Origin of the sequence: Paenibacillus sp. GSMTC-2017, from assembly GCF_016019935.1 — a bacterium.
In the GTDB taxonomy this organism is placed as follows: domain Bacteria; phylum Bacillota; class Bacilli; order Paenibacillales; family Paenibacillaceae; genus Pristimantibacillus.
Genome location: NZ_JAECMT010000001.1, coordinates 429,095 through 451,070, shown reverse-complemented (window position 1 = coordinate 451,070; position 21,976 = coordinate 429,095). Strand labels below are relative to the sequence as shown.

At 41.7% G+C, this 21,976-nt stretch carries 22 protein-coding genes; all 22 read left to right on the top strand.

What is annotated here, in order from left to right; all coding sequences use genetic code 11:
* Positions 1 to 97: 97 nt before the first annotated feature.
* The 22 genes from I6N90_RS02005 to I6N90_RS01900 all read left to right on the top strand — a co-directional run bounded on the left by I6N90_RS02005 (position 98) and on the right by I6N90_RS01900 (position 21,965).
* On the top strand, positions 98 to 844 hold the full coding sequence (locus I6N90_RS02005; RefSeq protein ID WP_197934765.1) for a ClpP family protease: 747 nt from the start codon (positions 98 to 100) through the stop codon (positions 842 to 844).
* The gene (locus I6N90_RS02000) at positions 841 to 1,053 is read left to right on the top strand and encodes a YlzJ-like family protein (RefSeq protein WP_197933835.1); all 213 of its coding nucleotides are present in this window, start codon (positions 841 to 843) and stop codon (positions 1,051 to 1,053) included. Before I6N90_RS02005 ends, I6N90_RS02000 begins: the two co-directional genes overlap by 4 nt.
* 103 nt (positions 1,054 to 1,156) lie before the next feature.
* Positions 1,157 to 3,850: an FtsK/SpoIIIE family DNA translocase gene (locus I6N90_RS01995; RefSeq protein WP_232242496.1), complete on the top strand. Its 2,694-nt coding sequence runs from the start codon at positions 1,157 to 1,159 to the stop codon at positions 3,848 to 3,850.
* 101 nt (positions 3,851 to 3,951) lie between these two features.
* Positions 3,952 to 4,719 (top strand): spore cortex-lytic enzyme, encoded by a 768-nt coding sequence (sleB, locus tag I6N90_RS01990; protein ID WP_197933834.1) that lies wholly within the window; start codon positions 3,952 to 3,954, stop codon positions 4,717 to 4,719.
* Positions 4,720 to 4,845: 126 nt separating this feature from the next.
* The gene (gene yfmF, locus I6N90_RS01985) at positions 4,846 to 6,120 is read left to right on the top strand and encodes an EF-P 5-aminopentanol modification-associated protein YfmF (protein WP_332262378.1); all 1,275 of its coding nucleotides are present in this window, start codon (positions 4,846 to 4,848) and stop codon (positions 6,118 to 6,120) included.
* 3 nt (positions 6,121 to 6,123) lie between these two features.
* Positions 6,124 to 7,404 carry an EF-P 5-aminopentanol modification-associated protein YfmH gene (gene yfmH / locus I6N90_RS01980; RefSeq protein ID WP_197933833.1) on the top strand — a complete coding sequence of 427 codons (1,281 nt, stop codon included), beginning with the start codon at positions 6,124 to 6,126 and terminating at the stop codon, positions 7,402 to 7,404.
* A gap of 2 nt (positions 7,405 to 7,406) precedes the next feature.
* Entirely contained in the window at positions 7,407 to 8,153 is a 747-nt protein-coding gene (gene ymfI, locus I6N90_RS01975) for an elongation factor P 5-aminopentanone reductase (RefSeq protein ID WP_197933832.1), read from the top strand.
* 118 nt (positions 8,154 to 8,271) lie between these two features.
* Positions 8,272 to 8,523, top strand: a complete 252-nt coding sequence (locus tag I6N90_RS01970; RefSeq protein WP_197933831.1) for a DUF3243 domain-containing protein — start codon at positions 8,272 to 8,274, stop codon at positions 8,521 to 8,523.
* A gap of 171 nt (positions 8,524 to 8,694) precedes the next feature.
* The gene (locus tag I6N90_RS01965; protein ID WP_197933830.1) at positions 8,695 to 9,462 is read left to right on the top strand and encodes a DUF3388 domain-containing protein; all 768 of its coding nucleotides are present in this window, start codon (positions 8,695 to 8,697) and stop codon (positions 9,460 to 9,462) included.
* 18 nt (positions 9,463 to 9,480) lie between these two features.
* Positions 9,481 to 10,422 carry a RodZ domain-containing protein gene (locus I6N90_RS01960; protein WP_197933829.1) on the top strand — a complete coding sequence of 314 codons (942 nt, stop codon included), beginning with the start codon at positions 9,481 to 9,483 and terminating at the stop codon, positions 10,420 to 10,422.
* Positions 10,423 to 10,461: 39 nt separating this feature from the next.
* Positions 10,462 to 10,953, top strand: a complete 492-nt coding sequence (locus tag I6N90_RS01955) for a YajQ family cyclic di-GMP-binding protein (protein ID WP_197933828.1) — start codon at positions 10,462 to 10,464, stop codon at positions 10,951 to 10,953.
* The gene (locus I6N90_RS25210; RefSeq protein ID WP_442950936.1) at positions 10,950 to 11,084 is read left to right on the top strand and encodes a hypothetical protein; all 135 of its coding nucleotides are present in this window, start codon (positions 10,950 to 10,952) and stop codon (positions 11,082 to 11,084) included. Before I6N90_RS01955 ends, I6N90_RS25210 begins: the two co-directional genes overlap by 4 nt.
* 30 nt (positions 11,085 to 11,114) lie before the next feature.
* Complete coding sequence (pgsA, locus tag I6N90_RS01945; protein ID WP_197933826.1) at positions 11,115 to 11,690, top strand: CDP-diacylglycerol--glycerol-3-phosphate 3-phosphatidyltransferase; 576 nt, start codon at positions 11,115 to 11,117, stop codon at positions 11,688 to 11,690.
* Between the two features lie 85 nt (positions 11,691 to 11,775).
* Positions 11,776 to 13,023 carry a competence/damage-inducible protein A gene (locus tag I6N90_RS01940; protein WP_197933825.1) on the top strand — a complete coding sequence of 416 codons (1,248 nt, stop codon included), beginning with the start codon at positions 11,776 to 11,778 and terminating at the stop codon, positions 13,021 to 13,023.
* Positions 13,024 to 13,250: 227 nt separating this feature from the next.
* Positions 13,251 to 14,300: a recombinase RecA gene (recA, locus tag I6N90_RS01935; RefSeq protein ID WP_197933824.1), complete on the top strand. Its 1,050-nt coding sequence runs from the start codon at positions 13,251 to 13,253 to the stop codon at positions 14,298 to 14,300.
* A gap of 114 nt (positions 14,301 to 14,414) precedes the next feature.
* Complete coding sequence (locus I6N90_RS01930) at positions 14,415 to 15,119, top strand: RecX family transcriptional regulator (protein WP_197933823.1); 705 nt, start codon at positions 14,415 to 14,417, stop codon at positions 15,117 to 15,119.
* Between the two features lie 192 nt (positions 15,120 to 15,311).
* The gene (gene rny / locus I6N90_RS01925) at positions 15,312 to 16,862 is read left to right on the top strand and encodes a ribonuclease Y (RefSeq protein ID WP_197933822.1); all 1,551 of its coding nucleotides are present in this window, start codon (positions 15,312 to 15,314) and stop codon (positions 16,860 to 16,862) included.
* A gap of 83 nt (positions 16,863 to 16,945) precedes the next feature.
* The gene (locus I6N90_RS01920) at positions 16,946 to 17,740 is read left to right on the top strand and encodes a TIGR00282 family metallophosphoesterase (protein ID WP_197933821.1); all 795 of its coding nucleotides are present in this window, start codon (positions 16,946 to 16,948) and stop codon (positions 17,738 to 17,740) included.
* Between the two features lie 139 nt (positions 17,741 to 17,879).
* Positions 17,880 to 18,140: a stage V sporulation protein S gene (locus I6N90_RS01915; RefSeq protein ID WP_006036664.1), complete on the top strand. Its 261-nt coding sequence runs from the start codon at positions 17,880 to 17,882 to the stop codon at positions 18,138 to 18,140.
* Positions 18,141 to 18,237: 97 nt separating this feature from the next.
* Entirely contained in the window at positions 18,238 to 19,179 is a 942-nt protein-coding gene (locus I6N90_RS01910) for a dipeptidase (RefSeq protein ID WP_232242495.1), read from the top strand.
* Positions 19,180 to 19,361: 182 nt separating this feature from the next.
* On the top strand, positions 19,362 to 21,095 hold the full coding sequence (locus tag I6N90_RS01905) for a 2-oxoacid:acceptor oxidoreductase subunit alpha (protein WP_197934762.1): 1,734 nt from the start codon (positions 19,362 to 19,364) through the stop codon (positions 21,093 to 21,095).
* Between the two features lie 3 nt (positions 21,096 to 21,098).
* On the top strand, positions 21,099 to 21,965 hold the full coding sequence (locus tag I6N90_RS01900) for a 2-oxoacid:ferredoxin oxidoreductase subunit beta (protein ID WP_197933819.1): 867 nt from the start codon (positions 21,099 to 21,101) through the stop codon (positions 21,963 to 21,965).
* The last annotated feature ends 11 nt before the right edge of the window (positions 21,966 to 21,976 follow it).

Genomic DNA, 21,976 nt, shown 5'->3' with positions numbered 1-21,976 from the left:
GCAATTGATAAGTATAAAAATTCCGGCCGACCCCATACTATGACAAGTTATAGTTTGCACAAGGGGGAAATTCGAAATGACAGATTTAATATTTTCGATGAAAGTAAAAAATGAGCAACCGGAGCCAAACGCAGATGATAAGAAAAAACTGAACAGTACACTTGAAAACATTCAACAATTAGGTACTGCTGTTTCACCTGCACCAGCAGAATCTAACATTTTCTGTATGACCATTATTGGACAAGTCGAAGGTCATCTCATACTACCGCCGCAAAACAAAACGACAAAATACGAGCACATCATTCCTCAATTAGTGGCAACGGAGCAAAATAGTAAAATCGAAGGTATTCTTGTTGTCCTTAACACAGTAGGGGGAGATGTAGAAGCAGGACTTGCTATTGCAGAGATGATTTCTTCATTATCAAAACCAACAGTTACACTTGTGCTCGGTGGTGGTCATTCTATAGGGGGGCCAATTGCCGTAGCAGGGGATAAGTCATTCATTGCAGAAACTGCGACCATGACGATTCATCCGATTCGAATGAATGGACTTGTCATCGGTGTGCCACAAACGTTCGAATATTTGGATAAGATGCAGGAGCGGGTCGTTAAATTTGTAACTTCTCATTCAAATATTACAGAAGAAAAGTTTAAGGAACTTATGTTTAAGACAGGTGAGCTTACGAGGGATATCGGTACGACAGTTATCGGGTCAGATGCTGTAAAGCATGGGTTAATTGATGAAGTAGGTGGATTAGGACATGCTTTAAGAGAATTAAATACGATGATTGAGCAGCGCCGAGCATCAAAACCAGTGGCAGGATCGGAGAGTGTAATCCAATGACATTATATACAACTATGCCGCTTGAAACAGTGCTTCAAGGATTTAATGAAGAGATGGAGCCGTTACATGAAATATGGGTGCAAGGTATTCATATGCAAGTAGAACCGATTGCACCTGGTATGGGTAAGGTTGTACGGTTATTAAATTGTTCATTAGATGATTATTTGAACCCTGAGCTAATGCCAGGATCACTAATTCATTATGGCTAACAGATTCAATAACAAAAAATGTTACTTTGCGATATGTACGTAAGCTCCCGCATAGCCCGATAACCATTAACTGTGTTATAATGGGAATCCAGGGGTGACGGAATTGGCAAAGAAAAAAACAAGAAAAAAATCTATTGGCGCTCAACTCAAATATGAAGTATATGGCATCTTGCTCATTACGATTTCCGTTATAGCTCTCTCAGGAGAAGCAACGGTTGGTCGTGCATTGTCCAAGCTGTTTGGACTTTTGCTTGGAAAGTTTTATTTTGTATTGGCACTTGTAGGTGTATTTGTAGGACTTACAGTCATGATAAAGCGAGCTTGGCCTACCGGTTGGACTAGCCGTAGGACAGGCTTGCTTATTTTGGTGCTTGGTTTCACGCTCAGCAGCTCGATTTCTGAAGTGAACGCAAGATTCGCTGGTCTGGACAGAGACGTTTTATCCGGAAGTGTCATTCTTAGTACGCTTAGTGAAGGACTTAAATCGGAGTTAATTTCTATAGCACCAGGTGAAGATGGAACCGTCAGGGATAAATCGATTAGCGGCGGTTATATAGGTGCAATTCAATACGCTATCTTATTTATGTTATTTGGCTACTATGGTGCACTCATTATTGCTTTTGTTATGTTTGCAATTGCCATAATGCTTATTACTGGAAAGTCTTATGTACAATTAATGGGTGTCGTCAAAAAACGATTTGTTTCTATGGTTAAGCTGTTACTTGAAAAACGAAATTCCATACGCAAACGTCGGGCAGCAACTGCTGCAGCATTAAAGGTTCAACATTCAAGTGACAATGATAACGATGATGATAGCACAATTGATGATGATGAGCAGTATATACAGAAGCCAGTCAAAAAGCGCAAATCCATATTTTTTGCATGGAAACAGGGATCGACCGAAGTAAAAGATCAGGATGGACAAGAAGAGTGGATTCCGTCTCATAATGATCGTGATACTTTGAGTGGAGTAAAGCCAGCATGGGAAGTACAATCTGAACAGTCTTGGGAGAAAACGGGCGTAAGTATACAAAACGATTATCCTAATAAGCAATTAGATGATGAAACACCTCCGTGGGAAGAGGGGTTTACTAAAACTGATCTGCCATTACATAAAGATACTGACAATAGTGATCATACACGATCAAACGAACAAGATTGGGACGGTGCTTTGCCGGAAAATCGGAATGAAGAATTAGAGAATGAAACAGAATTAGTTGACGAATATCCTCTGCCAATAACGGTTGAAGATGATGAGATTACTGATACTGATACAATTGCTGGATCAATAAATGAAGAAGATTCTGTGCTAGCTGTTGATGCAATACCTCGTAGACCTATTGCCGTAACTAATGAACTAGATAATAAAACAAAGCCATACCGTTTACCACCGTTTACTTTGCTAGAAAAACCTATTGGCTTATCTAAAGGCACTGACGCAACGGATATGTATGATTCAAGAAGGAAGCTTGAAGCAACGCTTGAAAGCTTTGGTGTACGTGCCACTGTACTTGATGTCGTTCGAGGACCTGCGGTTACTCGTTATGAAGTGCAACCTGCTACTGGCGTTAAGGTAAGTAGAATCGTTGGACTTACAGATGATATTGCACTTGCACTCGCTGCTAAAGATATCCGTATGGAAGCGCCTATACCGGGGAAATCAGCTATCGGAATCGAAGTTCCTAATATGGAAGTTTCTGTCGTTACGATGCGTGAAGTAATGGAAACACCAGCTTTTCAAAATTCTCAATCCAAACTTTCTATTGCCTTTGGTCGTGATATATCTGGGCAAACGATTGTTGGTAACTTGGCACGAATGCCTCACTTACTTGTTGCTGGAGCAACTGGTTCAGGTAAATCAGTTTGTATTAACGGTATCATTACGAGTATTCTTTATAAGGCAAACCCAGATGAAGTAAAGTTTTTGATGATCGATCCGAAGATGGTTGAGCTTAATGTATATAATGGCATCCCACATTTGCTTGCACCAGTCGTTACAGATCCACGCCGTGCATCACTTGCTCTCAAAAAAATCGTAGTCGAGATGGAGAAGCGTTACGAACTATTCTCAAAATCTGCAACAAGAAATATCGAAGGTTATAATACGTTAATGGCTGATAATCCAGCAGCTGTACTGCCATATATCGTAGTTATTGTCGATGAGCTTGCTGATTTGATGATGGTCGCAGCTAATGATGTTGAGGATTCCATAGCTAGGTTAGCACAGATGGCTCGTGCAGCAGGAATTCATTTAATTATAGCTACACAACGTCCGTCTGTAGATGTTATTACTGGGGTAATTAAAGCTAATATTCCATCTAGAATAGCATTTGGTGTATCGTCGCAAGTGGATTCTCGTACAATTTTGGATATGGCCGGAGCAGAAAAATTGCTTGGGCGTGGAGATATGCTCTTCCTGCCAGTAGGGATGTCAAAGCCTATTCGTGTACAAGGTGCTTTCTTGTCAGATCAAGAAGTTGAGGTGCTCGTTGCATTTGCTCGCGATCAAGCAGAAGCAGTTTACAAGGAAGACTTAGTGCCTGAAGTTGAAGAAGAGTCGACTGATAATGAACCAATGTTAGATGAGTTGTATGATCAAGCTGTACAAATAGTCGTTGAAGCTAAACAAGCTTCTGTGTCGTTACTTCAGCGTAGAATGCGTATTGGCTATACGAGGGCAGCAAGGTTGATTGACCAGATGGAGGCAAAATCCATCATAGGGCCGTATGAAGGAAGTAAGCCGCGTGAAGTATTAATGTCTCTAGAACAATTTCAAGCAGGCAAATTAAGCTCATAGTTAACATTCATGTTGCATAGAAGATGGACAACTTTCTCATACTATTGTTAGGTAACGCTACCTAAAGCGAACTAACTTGCAAGAGAAAGGCAGATCCCAACATGAGAAATCGTTTGATAGCGGTCACCTCGATCGTCGTTTTGTTGATAATCGGCTCGTTCTCCCTAGTGAAAGGACAAATAGGCGGATCGACGGCAACATTCAGCAATTCCACGATAAAGGTTGGTTCATCAGGTAATGACGTTTATGAGTTACAAGGACGTCTAACTTATCTGGGCTACTACAATGGCAAGATAGACGGCATATTCGGTACAAAAACGAAAGGTGCGGTCACCTGGTTTCAATGGAAGTTTGGCCTGAAATCCGATGGCGTCGTTGGAGCGGGAACGAAGAAAAAGCTTGTAGCAGCATCAAAAGAGTGGAAACCTGGTACTACGGTAGCAGAATCTACAAAGGCTCCTGCTAAGGGTGGGAAAAAGGGTAGTACTCTCGCAAAGTCTAATCGTCATGGTTTGACAGAAAATGATTTACAAATAATGGCGAACGCTGTTTATGGCGAAGCACGCGGTGAACCTTATGAAGGTCAGGTTGCTGTTGCTGCCGTCATTTTAAATCGTGTTAAGTCACAAAGTTTCCCGAATACTGTTTACGGCGTTATCTTCCAGCCAAGAGCTTTTACCGCTGTAGCTGATGGTCAAATTTATTTGACGCCTAATGCAAAAGCTCGTGAAGCTGTAGAAGATGCGTTAAACGGATGGGACCCATCAGGAGGATGTCTGTACTACTTTAACCCTGATACAGCAACATCAGCTTGGATTTGGACTAGAACACAAATAAAGACGATTGGTAAGCATATTTTTTGTATGTAACGCTGCCGTCCGATATGCCTATGATGAACGGAAGCAGCCGCTTTTGCCTTGTGCAGCCGCGGTTGCTTCTTCCATTTCTTATAGGTTAAAATGGTAAAAACGGCATCAATGAAAGGAGCAAACCGCGTGGCCTCATTTGAAAGAGGGCAACATCAGCGCATAAGGCTGCATGTTTTGCCTACGAAACGATTCAAAACGTTTGCGATTTCCCTCTTTGCTGGTATTCCACTAGCCGAAGAAACTGTGACGCCTGTTGCTCTGATTCCGTTCGTGCTTCGTAGAGGTACGGCCAATACACCAGAAACGATTGCTTTTCGTGAGAAGTTGGATGATATGTACGGGGCAGGTTTCGGCTTTGATGTATACAAACGCGGAGATTCGCAGGTCGTTCAATTCCGAATGGATGTAATCAATGATCAGTTTGTTTCTTCTGAGCATTCCTTACTTGAGGCGTCAATTCACTTTCTTGGAGATGTGTTAACAGATCCTTGCCGAGAAAATGAAGGCTTCAGAGCTAAATATGTCGATGCTGAGAAAGCAACACTCCGTAAACGACTTGAAGCAATCGTCAATGATAAAATACGATATGCAGCTGAACGATGCTTGGAGGAAATGTGTGCGGATGAACCGTATAGACTTCATCCACTAGGTAGTCTTGATAAAATTGATGAGATTACGCCTAGCTCATTATTCCAACATTACGAGAATTGGCTTGAAAATGCCGCTCTTGATCTTTACGTAGTTGGTGATACATCTCTTGAAGAAGTTTCCAAGCTTGTTGGTGAAGCTTTCAAATTAAAAGCAGGAACGCCTTCAACCTATAAAAAACCTCAAGTTAAGCATACTGTCAAAGAGACAAAATATGTTGTCGATGAGATGGAAGTAAGTCAAGGGAAGTTGAATTTGGGACTACGAACAGGTGTCGGGTATGACGATAAGCTTTATCCAGCTGCGTTAATGTACAATGGAATATTGGGCGGTTATCCACATTCCAAGCTATTTTTGAATGTTCGCGAAAAGGAAAGTTTAGCTTATTATGCAGCTTCAAGATTAGATGGCCATAAAGGTATTTGTACCGTTCAATCTGGTATCGAATTTGCAAATTATGATAAGGCTGTAGCCATTATTAAGGAGCAGCTCGATAGTATGGCCAAAGGTGAGTTAACAGATTTAGAGATGAATCAGACGAAAGCGATGATCTCCGGTCATCTTCGAGAGTTACAGGATTCAGCAAATGAAATGTTAGCTTACGACTTCAACAGTGTACTTACTGGTAATGAAAGAACAGCAGAAGAGTTGTTAAAGCAAGTGCAGGCGGTTACAGCCCACGATATTGTTGAGGTCGCTCGTAACGTTCAACTAGACACGGTCTACTTCCTGCGTGATCGAAAGGAGGCATAAGCTATGGAGACGTTGAACTACCCTAATGTGCAAGAGACGTTACATCGCGAAGTGCTGGATAATGGCCTAGAAGTAATTGTATTGCCTAAAGAAGGCTTCCATAAGACATATGCTACTTTTTCAACAAAGTATGGTTCAATTGATAATCGCTTTTCAGTAGGCGATCAAGAACCATTAAAAGTGGCTGACGGTATAGCACATTTTCTTGAGCATAAGATGTTCGAAGAGCCTGAAGGAGATATTTTCGCTACATTCGCTTCACAAGGCGCATCAGCTAATGCCTATACAACGTTTGACAGAACGGTTTATTTATTTTCTGCAACAGAGCAAATTCACAAAAATGTAGAGACACTTATCAATTTTGTGCAGAATCCCTTTTTCACAGATGCGAATGTAGAAAAAGAAAAGGGAATTATTGAGCAAGAAATTAATATGTATCGTGATAATGCAGATTGGCGTGTATACTTCGGGTTAATTGATGCACTATATCACACTCACCCCGTCCATATCGATATTGCTGGCACAGTTGACTCGATTCGTCAGATTGATAAAGAGACGTTGTATCGTTGCTACGAAACCTTTTACCATCCGTCCAATATGTTGCTCTTTGTAGTAGGTGGAGTTAAAGCGGAGGAAGTATTCAGGCTTGTAAAAGCGAACCAAGCGAGCAAAAACTTCCAGTCTCAAGGTGAAATTAAGCGATATTTTGAAAATGAGCCTTCCGAGGTGAAAAACTCGCGTAAAGTGTTTAAACTTCCTGTTTCTTTGCCTAAATGTATGCTTGGATTTAAGGAAAAGAGTGTCGGTTTGGTCGGAAATGAACTTCTTCGCCGCGAAGTTACGACTAAGTTGATGTTGGAAGCTTTAATTGGTTCAAGTACTGAGCTATATCAGTCGCTATATGAGCAAAACTTAATTTCAGATTCTTTTGGACATGAGTATAACTCAAGTTCTGATTATGCCTTTTCAGTTATTGGTGGAGATACACCAAATCCAGACGAATTGATTAGCAAACTTCAATCGGCGATTACTGAAACTATTAAAAAAGGTATTGAGCCAGCTACTTTTGAACGTTCTAAGCGCAAAAAAATCGGTAGTTACTTGCGAATGCTGAACTCCCCAGAATCAATCGCAGGTGAATTTACACGTTACCGTTTCCGTAACAGCGACATGTTCGACGTGTTAGCTTTCTATGAGAGTTGTACGCTTGATCAAGTTAATGAACGATTGCGTGAACATTTCGATTTTAATCAACTTGCAGTATCTATTGTAGAGAAGAGCTAAAGTTGAAGACGTTACAAGAAACAACCGTATTAATTACCGGTGGGAGCCGCGGCATTGGTGCAGCAATTGCAAAACGATTCGCCGCGGAAGGGGTTAATATCGTTATTCATTATTTGGAATCGCATGAAAAGGCAAATGAAACGGCAAGAATGTGTATGGCGATGGGTGCCAACGTGATGACTATTTCAGCAGATCTTCGCTGTAAGGATCAGTTGTCACGGATGCGGGATAAGCTGGGCAGCCACGGTATTAAACCGGATATTCTTGTGAATAACGGCGCGATCTCGCATTATGGTTTGCTGTCGGATGTAACTGAAGAGGATTGGGATGACGTTATGTCGGTTAATTTGAAGGGTATGTTTTTATGCTCACAACTCTTTATGCCACATATGATCTCCCAAAGATATGGCCGTATTATAAATGTTTCTTCCGTTTGGGGCATGTCAGGTGCTGCTTGTGAAGTATTGTATTCAACGACGAAAGGCGGCATGAACGCTTTCACAAAGGCGCTAGCTAAGGAGCTTGCGCCTTCGGGTGTGACAGTTAACGCTGTGGCCCCTGGAGTCGTTGATACACTTATGATGAGTGGCTTTAATCCTGAGGAGAAAGCAGCGCTTGAGCAGGAGATCCCTGCAGGACGGTTCGGCTCAGCTGAGGAAATCGCTTCACTCATTTACTTTTTATCTTTACCGGAATCTTCCTATATTACAGGTCAAATTATAAGTCCTAATGGTGGGTGGCATACATAGTTTTTTATGGAGCGGGTGCTCATGTGATTGGCCTCCTTATGAATAAGAATGGTCTCCAGTGCGCAATATAATGACTGTTGATCATTCTTTTCTTAACCAAATGAGGAGGCGAAGAAACATGTCAACTGTCCTTTCGAACTTCAAGACATGGAAACATTTTTTGGCTGACAGAGTTACTCAAGCGAAGTCGATTGGTCTAACTGAAGACACGATAGCGAATCTTGCATTCGAGATCGGATCATTCCTTGATGAGAAGGTCGACCCCAAAAATGAAGAAGAACGTGTATTGAAAGAATTGTGGGATGTTGGTGACGACGAGGAACGGAAAACTGTCGCAAAATTGATGGTTAAACTTGTCGGTAATACGTAGCACTTATTCAAGTGCAGAAAAGCCTCCACTGCGGAGGCTTTTCTGCAATGTTTCTTTTCATTTGCAGGATTGTGACGAAATTTGTAGAATAGTCATATATGGTGATCAACAAGCGGAGCTTGATTTTTATCCTTATTCTAATTATTATTCAAGCTTAGGACGGTGACAGCAGTGGAAACAAAACAGTGGTACATGGAATACAAGATACATAAGAACCGCCCCGGCCTGCTTGGTGATATTGCTTCATTGCTTGGTATGTTAGAAGTCAACATCATGACAATAAACGGGGTTGAAGATCGTACCCGCGGCATGTTGCTACAAACCAATGATGATGAGAAGATTGAGCTATTAGGGAAAATGCTACAGAAAGTAGACAACATCACAGTAAATAAGCTACGGACACCAACGATCGTCGATATTTTGGCTGTTCGTCATGGACGTTATATCGAAAGAGATAGTGATGATCACAAAACTTTCCGTTTTGTGCGCGATGAGCTTGGTATTTTGGTTGACTTTCTAGGTGAAGTGTTCAAACGCGACGGCAATCAAGTAATTGGATTAAGAGGTATGCCTCGTGTAGGTAAAACGGAATCCATTATTGCAGGTAGCGTCTGTTCCAACAAGCGGTGGGCATTTGTGTCTTCTACACTATTGCGTCAAACGGTTCGAAGCCAGCTTTCTGAAGAAGAAATGCAACCAAACAACATCTTTATTATTGACGGAATCGTTAGCACAATTAGATCTAATGAGAAACACTATTCATTATTGCAAGAGATTATGGCGATGCCTTCTACAAAAGTTATTGAACATCCAGATATTTTTGTAAAGGAATCGCAATATGATTATAGTCACTTCGATATTATTATTGAACTACGTAATACACCCGATGAAGAAATATCGTATGAATCATTTACCGCTAACTATACGGATGATTTTTAATAGGAAGGAGGCTTACCTATGTCTGATTTAGGCGCATTGCTTCGCAAAGCGAGAGAGCAACGAGGATTATCATTAGATGACCTGCAAGAAGTAACAAAAATTAGGAAACGATACTTGGAAGCGATTGAAACTGGCAATTACAGTGTTCTGCCGGGTAACTTCTATGTTCGTGCATTTGTAAAAAACTATTCCGAGGCGGTTGGTCTTGACCCGGATGAAGTGTTACGCCTTTATCAGCATGAGGTGCCAGCTTCACCTGTTGAGCAAACTGTTGAACAGGTTCCTGTCAGAAAACCCCGTCGAATGAAATCACAATCATCTGAACGATTTGGGAAAATCGGTTTTAATCTCTTAATGTGGTGTTTTCTCATTTTAATCGTGTTCGTCGTGTGGTATTATGCCTTTAGTAAGGATTCGGGCGAAACGAATAAAGCAGATGAAACATCGATCACAGATGAGTCCAAAAAGCCAGAAAGCACGAACAATAATACGGGTGGAGAAGTCAGTCCTACGCCATCTCCAACACCACCAACACCTACCCAAGAACCAACAACAGTAACTTTTAGCAGTAAAGTAGGTAGAGCAGATAAATATGATATCGGTCCTGCCGGTGGAATACATAAGGTTGAAATAAAAGTTTCTGGTGGACGTGGTTGGGTTGAAGTTCGTGAAGGAAGCTCTACTGGCAAGAAGCTTTATTATGACACAGTAGAAGATGGAGTCACACTTAGCTATGATCTAACGCAACCTATTTATATTAATGTAGGTCGATCAGATTTTGCGGAGATTGTCGTGAATGGTGTACTTGTGCCGGATGGAGATCGTTCGGGTCCTAAGAGATTATTGCTTAGTCCATTGCAGTCAGAAACAGATGATGCCATCGAATCATCTAATCCTAATGCCAATGAGGAACTGTCACAAACTCCTGATCCAAATGAGGAGCAAACACAAAGTCAATAAACCATCCATAAAAGTATGGATGTGAAGGAGAGAGCAACGATGAGTTCGGAAAGTTCGTTTGATATTGTTTCTAAAGTTGATATGGCGGAGTTAGTTAATGCTATTGCTCAGGCTGAACGTGAGATCGAAACTCGATTCGACTTCAAAGGTAGCAAGAGCACGATCGCTTTGGAAAAAGAAGAGCTTGTTATCGGTTCAGAAGATGACTACAAGCTGAAAGCGGTTATTGATATCTTATTGACTAAGATGATTAAACGCGGTGTTCCAATTAAAAACTTGGATTATGGTAAAGTTGAAGGAGCTTCAGGTAATAGAGTTAAACAGCGAATTAAGCTAAGACAAGGGATCGAACAAGATGTTTCCAAAAAGATTAATATTATGATTAAGGACTCTAAGTTGAAAGTTAAGAGCCAAATTCAAGGTGATCAACTTCGTGTAACTGGGAAAAGTCGTGATGATTTGCAAGCAGTAATGGCATTGCTACGTGGTGCTGATTTGCCTGTTGAACTGCAATTTACTAATTACAGATAATCAGGCAACAGAATGATTTATATATTGGGCGTTCTATGTATGACGCACCTGAAATAGACGGCAAAGTGTTCGTTTTAATCTGTAGCACAGAAATCGGTTCTATTGGTAAGGTTCGCATTAACCATGCATAAGAGTTCGACCTGTCTAGGGAGGGTACCCGCGTGAACTTAGCGAATCGTATTACACTGGCTAGAATATTTCTAGTTCCGGTCATCATGTTTTTTCTACTTATTAAGGTGGATCTAGGTTCTGTCAACTTCGCTGACTTTACGATCTCATACAATCAGATCGTGGCAGCAGTGATCTTTATCATTGCGGCAAGTACGGATGGGCTTGATGGTTACATCGCAAGGAAAAATAAGATTGTAACGAATTTGGGCAAACTATTAGATCCACTTGCCGATAAACTTTTAGTTGCAGCAGTACTTATCTCTTTAGTCGAGATGGACAAGCTGAACGCGCTAATTGCTATCATTATTATTAGCCGTGAGTTTGCTGTTACGGGTCTTCGCCAAATTGCTTTGCTTGAAGGCTCAGTAATGGCTGCAAGCACTTGGGGTAAGTGGAAAACAGCTATCCAAATTACGATGATTATTGCTCTCCTTATTAACAATTTCCCATTTGCTTTAATTGACTTCCCGTTTGACCTAATTGCTAGCTGGGTTGCTGCTGCGATTACGGTATATTCTGGGGTTGACTATTTTATTAAAAATAAACATCTCATACCGGTTGAATAGAAACGAAAGCACTTTCCCATAGTTGGGGAGGTGCTTTTCCCTATCCTAGTAAATAGCTTTTTTTGTCTAAGGAGGCACTTGAAAGATGAAAGCGGAAATAATCGCAGTTGGTACAGAATTACTGCTTGGGCAAATTGTGAATACTAATGCTCAAGTTATATCTCAAAGGCTAGCCGAGTTAGGCATTGATGTTTATTTTCAAACGGTTGTAGGGGACAATCAAACTAGACTGCTTCAAGCGATTGAAATCGGAAGAAGCCGTGCCGATCTTCTCGTGTTTACTGGTGGACTTGGACCAACACAAGATGATTTAACCAAAGATGCGCTTGCTGATTTTTTAAATCGGAAGCTTCTGATCCATGAACCGTCGATGGCTGAGATTGAACGAGTATTTTCTTCGCGGGGCATGGATATGGTGGACAGTAATCGACGTCAAGCACTTATGATTGAAGGGTGTCAGCCACTTGAGAATACTACGGGACTCGCAGTTGGTAACGCTTTGAAAGTTGACGGAACACTTTACATTCTTCTGCCGGGCCCTCCGAAAGAAATGAAACCGATGTTAGAAGGATCAGGACAGACGTGGATTCGCTCAATGTTGGGGGATGAAAAACCACTATTCTCTCGCTTGCTCAAATTTGCTGGTATCGGTGAATCGAATTTAGAAGCTAAACTCATCGATATGATTGAAGGTCAAAGTGATCCAACTATTGCGCCTTATGCAAAAGTAGGTGAAGTATCCATTCGTGTTTCTACTAAAGCTTCAACAATAGAAGAAGCAGATCGCAAGATCGATCTTACAGTTGAAGCAATTAAAAAGCGAATTGGCGATCATTTGTATGCGCAAGAAGATATTCCAATAGAAGTCGAAATCATTAGTATGCTCAGAGCCTCTAGACGCCGCTTAGCGAGCGCGGAGAGTTGTAGTGGAGGGTTGCTTGCAGAACTTATAACAAACGTACCTGGAAGCAGTGGGGAATTTGTAGGAGGTGTTGTTACTTACACCAATATGATGAAAAATCGACTTCTTAACATTCCTATGTCACAACTTGAAGGAGAAGGAGCTCCTGGTGCTATTAGTGAATCGACAGCTGCGTTAATGGCAGAAAGTGTTCGTGATCTGTCAGATGCTGATTTTGGAGTATCATTGACTGGAGTAGCGGGGCCAGCCGAGTCGGAAGGGAAGCAAGTAGGACTTGTTTACTTTGCCATTGCCGAGAGGGGCAAAGAAACGGTTGTGCATACGACTCATCTAAGCGGTGGTCGCGACATGATTCGACTGCGAGCGGTGAAAGCTGCTCTTTATCGTTTATGGCAAGCCCTCAGAGAATAGGAAAACGTTAACATTTTTTGTTGTCAAATGTCGGAATACTCGTTATAATGGACAAATATCGGAAGAACCGTGGCGAAGACTAACTTTGCTGCGGTTTTTTTATGCGCATTAATAGGAAGGAGGAACTGCTTAAGAAAAAAATACGAATGTGTGTTCGAAAAAAAGGTTGGCAACGAGTCGGAAATAAGGTATCATATTAAATATAAATAGTGAAGGATGTGAGTTACTTGGCAGATCGTCGCGCAGCTTTAGATAACGCTCTTCGTCAAATCGAGAAGCAATTTGGTAAAGGCTCCATTATGAAGTTAGGTGAATCCACACATATGCAAGTTGAAACCGTGCCTAGCGGCTCGCTTGCTTTAGATATTGCACTTGGAATTGGCGGATTGCCAAGAGGACGGGTAATTGAAGTATACGGACCGGAATCGTCAGGTAAGACGACCGTTGCACTTCATGCGATTGCCGAAGTACAGCGTATTGGCGGACAAGCCGCATTTATCGATGCTGAGCATGCGCTTGATCCATTGTATGCGAGCAAACTTGGCGTAAACATTGATGAGTTGCTTCTATCACAACCGGATACGGGTGAGCAAGCACTTGAGATTGCTGAGGCGCTAGTACGTAGTGGCGCAGTTGATATTATCGTAATTGACTCTGTTGCTGCACTAGTACCAAAGGCAGAGATCGAGGGCGATATGGGTGATTCCCACGTTGGTTTGCAAGCACGCCTTATGTCTCAAGCATTAAGAAAGCTTTCGGGAGCCATTTCCAAGTCCAAGACAATTGCAATCTTTATTAACCAATTGCGTGAGAAGGTCGGCGTTATGTTTGGTAACCCAGAGACAACTCCTGGTGGCCGTGCACTTAAGTTCTACTCTAGCGTTCGTTTGGATGTTCGTCGTATTGAGACGTTGAAGCAAGGTAACGATATGGTTGGTAACCGTACTCGTATCAAAGTCGTGAAAAATAAAGTTGCTCCACCATTTAAGCAAGCTGAAATCGACATTATGTACGGTGAAGGCATTTCGCGTGAGGGAAGTCTTATCGATATTGGTGTTGAATTGGATATCGTGCAGAAGAGTGGCGCATGGTTCTCTTACAGCGGCGAACGATTGGGACAAGGCCGTGAGAACTCAAAACAATATTTGAAGGATCATCGTCAAGTATCTGATGAAATCGAAAAGAAGATTCGTGATGCAAGTAATTTGTCTGCAACGGCAACGCCAGCGAACTTCTCAGCTGACACTGAAGAGGACGATTTCGACGATTTGGATTAATTGATGGCTTCGCTGCTCATTTACTGAGTGGCGAAGCTTTTTTAAATTTTGTGTGTTCATAGTTAACAAGTTAACAAAAATCGTAATTCGATAAGAATAAGAAGGAATGTGAAGATGGAATACGCTAAAGAAAACACCGAAGACGGATGGGTGATTCAATCCGTACGGCGCGACAAAGAAGAGAAACGAAGATATTTAATCTTTACGGAAGCAGAGGAGCCAGTTTTATCGGTTCACGAAGATATAATGGTCCGTTTTCGGTTAATGAAGGGACAACTCATAACAAAAAGTCTGATCGAAGAAATTCGATTTGAGGATGGACGATATCGCGCCTACGCTATGGCTATCTTTTATTTAGGTACTAAGCCAAGAACACGTAAGCAGATAGGAGATTATTTGCATCGTAAGGAACTGGATGAACAAAGTATTGAATATGCGCTCGACCGTTTAGAAAGCGAACATCTGGTTGATGATGAACAATATGCTCGTCAATTTGCGACAAGCAGGGTTCGTAGTGGTATGAAAGGTAGACTTCTAATTAAGCAAGAGCTCCAGCAAAGAGGCGTACCGAAAGAAGCTGCAGCGGATGCTGTATCTGAACTTGATCGCGAGAGTGAATTAGCCGCTGCGATAGCTCTTGCTGCCAAAAAAAGCAGGAGCTTAAAAGGGGAGACTGTAAAGCGCAGACAAAAGCTTACAGGTTTCCTACTTCGTAGAGGTTTTCCTAGTGATATTGTTAGAGAAGCTATTAAATCGGTTGAATGGGATACTTCCGAAGACGATAATGAGGAAGATGATTGCGTTTTGCTTGACAATTGATTTTATGAAAAGATAAAATGAGGTTGTATTCCTTCAAAATTTGAATCAAGTTTTCTTCCAAAAGTTGATTCAAATCGATTATTTTCGTCAAATTAGTACATTTGGTACATGATGAAACGGTATGGAAACCGGTTAAAAACCTAATATCATCCCAAGCAATGCCTTGGTGTATGCAACAAGGAGGTGAACAAGATGGGTGAAGTAAACATCTGGATCTTGATTCTAGTTAGTATCCTTGTTGGCGCAATTTTCTTTGGGATTGGTTATTCTTATCGAAAGTCTATTGCCGAGGCGAAAATTTCAAGTGCTGAGCAAGCTGCAGTCCAAATCGTAGAAAATGCGAAAAAGGAAGCAGAAGCACAGAAAAAAGAAACCGTACTTGAGGCGAAAGACGAAGTCCACAGACTTCGTACAGAAGCTGATAAGGACATTCGTGAGCGACGCAATGAGGCGCAACGTCAGGAAAGAAGACTGCTCCAAAAAGAAGAGTCGCTGGATAAAAAATTAGAGGCGTTGGAACGCAAAGAAGAAACTGTTGCCAATAAGGAAAAACGAATCGAAGAAACTCAAGAACAGATTGACTCCATTTACAAGCAACAGCTTAGTGAGCTAGAACGTATTTCGAGCTTAACAATGGAAGATGCGAAATCAATTATATTAACCAATGTTGAGCAGGAAGTTCGTCACGAAACCGCACAAATGATTAAAGATATCGAGCAGCAAGCGAAGGAAGAAGCCGACAAGAAAGCACGTAACATTATTTCGCTAGCGATTCAGCGTTGTGCAGCCGATCATGTGGCAGAAACAACGGTATCCGTTGTAACGTTGCCTAATGAAGAGATGAAAGGTCGCATCATTGGACGTGAAGGCCGTAATATCCGTGCATTGGAAACATTGACCGGTATCGATCTCATTATCGACGATACACCGGAAGCGGTCATCTTGTCAGGATTTGACCCTATCAGACGTGAAATTGCACGCACATCTTTAGAAAAATTGGTTGCAGACGGACGTATCCATCCTGCACGTATTGAAGAAATGGTTGAGAAATCTCGTAAAGAGATTGATGAGCGCGTACGTGAGTACGGTGAGCAAGCAACTTTCGAAGTTGGTGTTCACGGCCTCCATCCAGATCTGATCAAAATACTTGGTCGATTGAAATATCGGACAAGCTATGGTCAAAATGTATTGAAACACTCCATGGAAGTCGCATATTTAACAGGTTTGATGGCAGCAGAGCTAGGCGAAGATATTACACTAGCGAAGCGCGCAGGCTTGCTTCACGATATCGGCAAAGCGCTTGACCATGAAGTAGAAGGCTCACATGTTGAGATCGGTGTTGAACTTGCTAAGAAATACAAGGAACATCCGGTCGTTATCAACAGTATCGCTTCTCACCACGGTGATACGGAAGCAACGTCCGTTATTGCAATGCTCGTAGGCGCAGCAGACGCATTGTCCGCAGCACGTCCTGGAGCACGTCGTGAAACGCTAGAAACGTATATTAAGCGTCTGGAGAAACTGGAAGCTATTACAGAATCATTCGACGGTGTAGAGAAATCGTATGCGATTCAAGCAGGCCGCGAAGTTCGTGTTATGGTTCAACCAGAGAAGATCGATGATACAGAAGCTTTCCGTCTTGCTCGCGATATTACGAAAAAAATCGAGAGTGAACTCGATTATCCGGGACATATTAAAGTTACGGTTATTCGTGAAACAAGAGCAGTCGAATACGCGAAGTAAACAAAATGATATGCAATGGGGAAAAGTGGCTGCCATTCAGCCACTTTTCTTCATTGAGAAGCATATAAAGGTAGGTTAATCGCATGAATGTACTATTTATCGGTGATATCGTCGGAAACGTAGGCAGAAGCGCTTTAAAACAAGTTTTGCCTGCGCTAAGAGATAAATATAATCCGCATATAATTATCGTAAATGGTGAAAACGCCGCTGCTGGACGAGGCATTACAAGAACGATCGCAAGAGAGTTTTTTGAATGGGGCGTACATGGCATTACGATGGGAAACCATACGTGGGATAATAAAGAAATTTTTGAGTGGATCGATGATGAACCACGTATCGTTAGACCTGCGAACTTTTCGAGTGAAGCACCTGGTCAAGGTATGTCTATCATTCAAGCAAATGGGAAGAAACTCGCAATCATAAACTTGCAGGGAAGAGTTTTTCTTCCGCCAATTGATTGCCCATTCCGTATGGCGGATGATTTGATAGATGAAGCTGAGCAACATACAAAAGCGATATTAGTTGATTTCCATGCAGAAGCAACATCTGAGAAAATAGCTATGGGCTGGTATTTGGATGGAAGAGCTTCTATTGTGCTTGGAACACATACGCATGTTCAGACGAATGACGATACGATATTGCCTGGTGGAACTGCTTATTTGACGGACGTTGGAATGGTAGGTTCGAGAGAAGGCGTACTCGGCATGGAACGAAATGCGGTCATTCATAAATTTTTGACAGGGATGCCTGTCAGGTTTGTTGTTGATGAAGGCAAGTGGCATTTACATGGTTTGTCTCTGCAGATTGATGATGCAACAGGCAAAGCTACTAAACTAACAAAAATTAGATTGACCGAAGATGATTGGCTTCTCATGTAGAGAAGCTTTTTTGTCGTTAAATATCTGACTATTCAGAACTATTAGATTAGTTAATCAAATAAAGCAGGAATCTTTATCCTTCTCTCGAATACTATTTAAAAGTGGAATCCATCCAACATTCCAGGGGAGGTTCTTTTTTATGGATGTATTAAAGGTATCAGCAAAGTCCAATCCAAATTCTGTTGCAGGTGCGTTGGCAGGTGTTCTACGTGAACGTGGAGGTGCTGAATTACAAGCCATTGGCGCTGGAGCGCTCAATCAAGCCATTAAAGCAGTTGCGATTGCGCGGGGATTTGTTGCTCCTAGTGGTGTAGATCTTATCTGCATCCCTGCGTTTACGGATATTGTGATTGATGGGGAAGATCGTACCGCTATCAAGCTAATTGTTGAACCACGCTAACGTAAGCGACTACTCACATACGGTTCGATTAGTTCACCTGTTTACGAAGTAAACAGGTTTTTTGCACTGGTTATTTCGAGTAGGGGAAGTGGTGGTTTTGAAGGTTGTAGATTTTCATTGTGATGTATTAATGAAACTTTTGTTAGATGATAGACTTCATTTCAAGAATGATGTTACGGGAGCACTTGATGTAACATACGAAAGACTTCAAGATGCGGATACTCTTCTTCAGACATTCGCAATTTATATTCCCAGTAAATTAAATGGTAGTATGACTCCTATTTTGGATAGCATTGATCTCTTTTATGAGAAAGTACTTACTTGTCCAGCAATGCACTTGGTTCGTACATCGGGAGATTTGGATTATTGTATTCAAAATGGGAAAATAGGAGCGTTATTGTCACTTGAAGGATTAGATGGTTTACAAGGCAATCTTGCTATGCTCCGGAACTTATATCAACTAGGTGTAAGAGCTGCAGGAATAACTTGGAACTACGCTAATTGGGCAGCAGACGGCGTCATGGAGCCAAGAGGTGGTGGATTGACCGCCAAAGGAAAAGAGTTAATAAAAGAATGTAACAAGCTTGGTATTATGCTTGATATGTCACATTTATCGGAACGTGGATTTTGGGATTCAGTAGCATTATCGGACAAGCCAGTATTCGCTTCACATTCCAATGCAAAGTCGATCTGTGACCATCCACGTAATTTAACAGACTTACAAATTAAAACGATCATAGAAGGCAAAGGTATTGTAGGCATTACATATGTTCCTATGTTCTTAAACTCGCAAAGTGCCGCAACGATTGATGACATTATTCGTCATATTGATTATATTGGATCACTAGGCGGAGAAAAACATATTATGCTAGGTTCGGATTTTGATGGGATTGATACCTATGTAGAGAGACTTGCTCATCCGGGACAAGTAATTGCGTTAAAAGATGCATTGCTTAAGCGATATTCAACTACACAAACAGAAGGATTCTTTTCACAAAATGCAATGCGTTTCCTGTGTGAACAACTTCCAGTGAGCTAATCTAAAATCTATCGCAAATCGATATGATTTTAATCTAATTTTAATATACTTTATATAAGCGTTTACATCTTGCAAAATAGCGGTTACAAACATAAAATTGTTGTGACTATTATCATTTCTATTATATAATGGCTAAATTGTCGAAAATCATGCACCTAAATGGAGCAGAGGAGATGGGCACTTTGATTAGTCAATTGTCTTGGAAGATCGGTGGCCAACAAGGTGAAGGCGTAGAAAGTACCGACCGAATCTTTTCCACGGCGCTTAACCGGTTAGGCTATTATTTATATGGGTACCGTCATTTTTCATCGCGTATTAAAGGCGGACATACTAACAATAAAATTCGCATCAGCACGAAGCCTATTCGCGCGATCTCGGATGACCTGGACATTCTTGTAGCGTTTGATCAGGAAAGTATTGATCTTAACGCTCGCGAGCTTCGTTCTGGTGGAGTAGTTGTGGCAGATGCTAAGTTTAACCCTACGATTCCTGAAGGTATTGATGCACGATTGTTTGCTGTTCCGATTACGAAGATGGCTGAAGATCTTGGCACATCACTTATGAAGAACATGGTAGCATCAGGGGCATCTTGGGCGCTATTAGGTTTGCCAATCGAAGTTTTTAATAAGGCAGTAGAAGAAGAGTTCGGCCGTAAAGGTCCAGCTATCGTTGAAAAAAATATTGAAGCAGTTAAACAAGGTGCAGAGTTTGTATTAGAGCAAGCTGGCGGTCCTCTTGAGGCGTTTAAGCTTGAGGATGCAGACGGTATTCAAAAGTTGTTTATGATCGGAAATGAAGCGATCGGACTTGGAAGCTTAGCAGCTGGCTGTCGCCTTATGTCTGCCTATCCTATTACTCCAGCATCGGAGATTATGGAGTATTTGATCAAGAAGCTTCCTAAGTTTGGTGGAACAGTCGTTCAAACTGAAGATGAAATTGCTGCTGTAACGATGGCAATAGGTGCAAACTACGCAGGTGTACGTACGATGACCGCTTCAGCGGGCCCTGGTCTCTCTCTAATGATGGAGGCGATAGGTCTTGCTGGAATGACTGAGACACCACTAGTTATCGTTAATACACAGCGTGGAGGCCCTTCAACAGGTCTGCCAACGAAACAAGAACAATCAGATCTAAACGCAATGGTGTACGGAACTCATGGTGAGATTCCTAAGATCGTTATTGCACCTGCATCGATTGAGGATTGCTTCTATGATATGATCGAAGCGTTTAACTTGTCGGAGCAGTATCAAGTACCAGTCATTGTAATGACTGATTTGCAATTGTCACTCGGTAAACAATCATGTGATGCACTTGATTTCAGTCAAATTGCGATTTCACGAGGTAAGCTTGTGAAGGATGCCCCAGCACTTGAAGGCCATGCATTATTCAAACGATATGAATTTACGAATGATGGAATTTCACCACGTATTTTGCCAGGTGAGAAGGGCGGCATACATCATGTAACCGGAGTTGAGCATGATGAAGTTGGTCGTCCATCAGAAAATGCTGTCAACCGTCAAAAGATGATGGATAAACGTCTTGGAAAACTTGATAACTTGGCAATTAGAGATGCACTACGCATTGACGCTCCACATGATAACCCTGATCTTTTGGTCATTGGTATGGGATCGACAGGCGGTACAATCGACGCTGCTAGAGAGTATCTTGCTGAAGACGGTATTACGAGTAACCATGTTACGATCCGTCAAATTCATCCGTTCCCAACTCATTTGCTTAAACCACTTATGACAAGTGCTAAAAAGGTCATTATTATTGAGAACAATGCGACAGCACAGCTTGCCGGTCAAGTGAAAATGAATGTAGGACTTGCAGAGAAAATTGAAAGCCTGCTAAAATATGACGGCAATCCATTCCTTCCGCTTGAAGTATATAAAGCTTGTAAGGAGCTGAGTTAAGAGATGGCAACTTTTAAAGAATTTCGTAACGATTTGAAGCCTAACTGGTGTCCCGGTTGTGGAGATTTCTCGATACAAGCAGCAATTCAACGTGCGTCTGCGAATGTTGGTCTGGAGCCAAATGAGCTAGCTGTTATTTCTGGTATTGGATGTTCTGGTCGAATTTCCGGTTATATTAACGCATACGGTTTACATGGTATTCATGGACGAGCGTTGCCGATAGCTCAAGGCGTTAAGCTTGCGAACCGTGAACTTACGGTTATTGCTTCTGGTGGAGATGGAGATGGTTTTGCGATTGGTATGGGGCATACTGTCCATGCCATTCGTCGTAACGTGAACATTACTTATATCGTTATGGATAATCAAATCTATGGACTTACAAAAGGTCAAACTTCACCACGTAGTGCGGAAGGGTTCAAAACGAAATCCACACCTGAAGGATCTATCGAAACAACGCTGTCTCCTTTGGAGATTGCAATGTCAGCAGGTGCTACATTCGTTGCACAGTCGTTTTCAAGCGATTTAAAGCAATTGACTAGCCTAATCGAGCAAGGGATTAAACATGAAGGCTTCTCACTGATCAATGTGTTCAGCCCATGTGTAACGTTCAACAAAATCAATACGTACGACTGGTTTAAGGAAAACATTGTGAACTTGGAGCAATTCCCAGATTACAATCCAGGGGATCGTGTCGTAGCGATGAACAAGATTATGGAAACAAACGGAATGTTAACAGGTCTCATCTATCAGAATACTAGTCGTAAATCGTATGAAGATATGGTTACAGGTTTTAAAACTGAGGGACTTGCGAAGCAAGAATTAAAAATGACCGAAGAACAATTCAACCAACTTGTGGCTGAATTTAGATAAGTGCTATGATA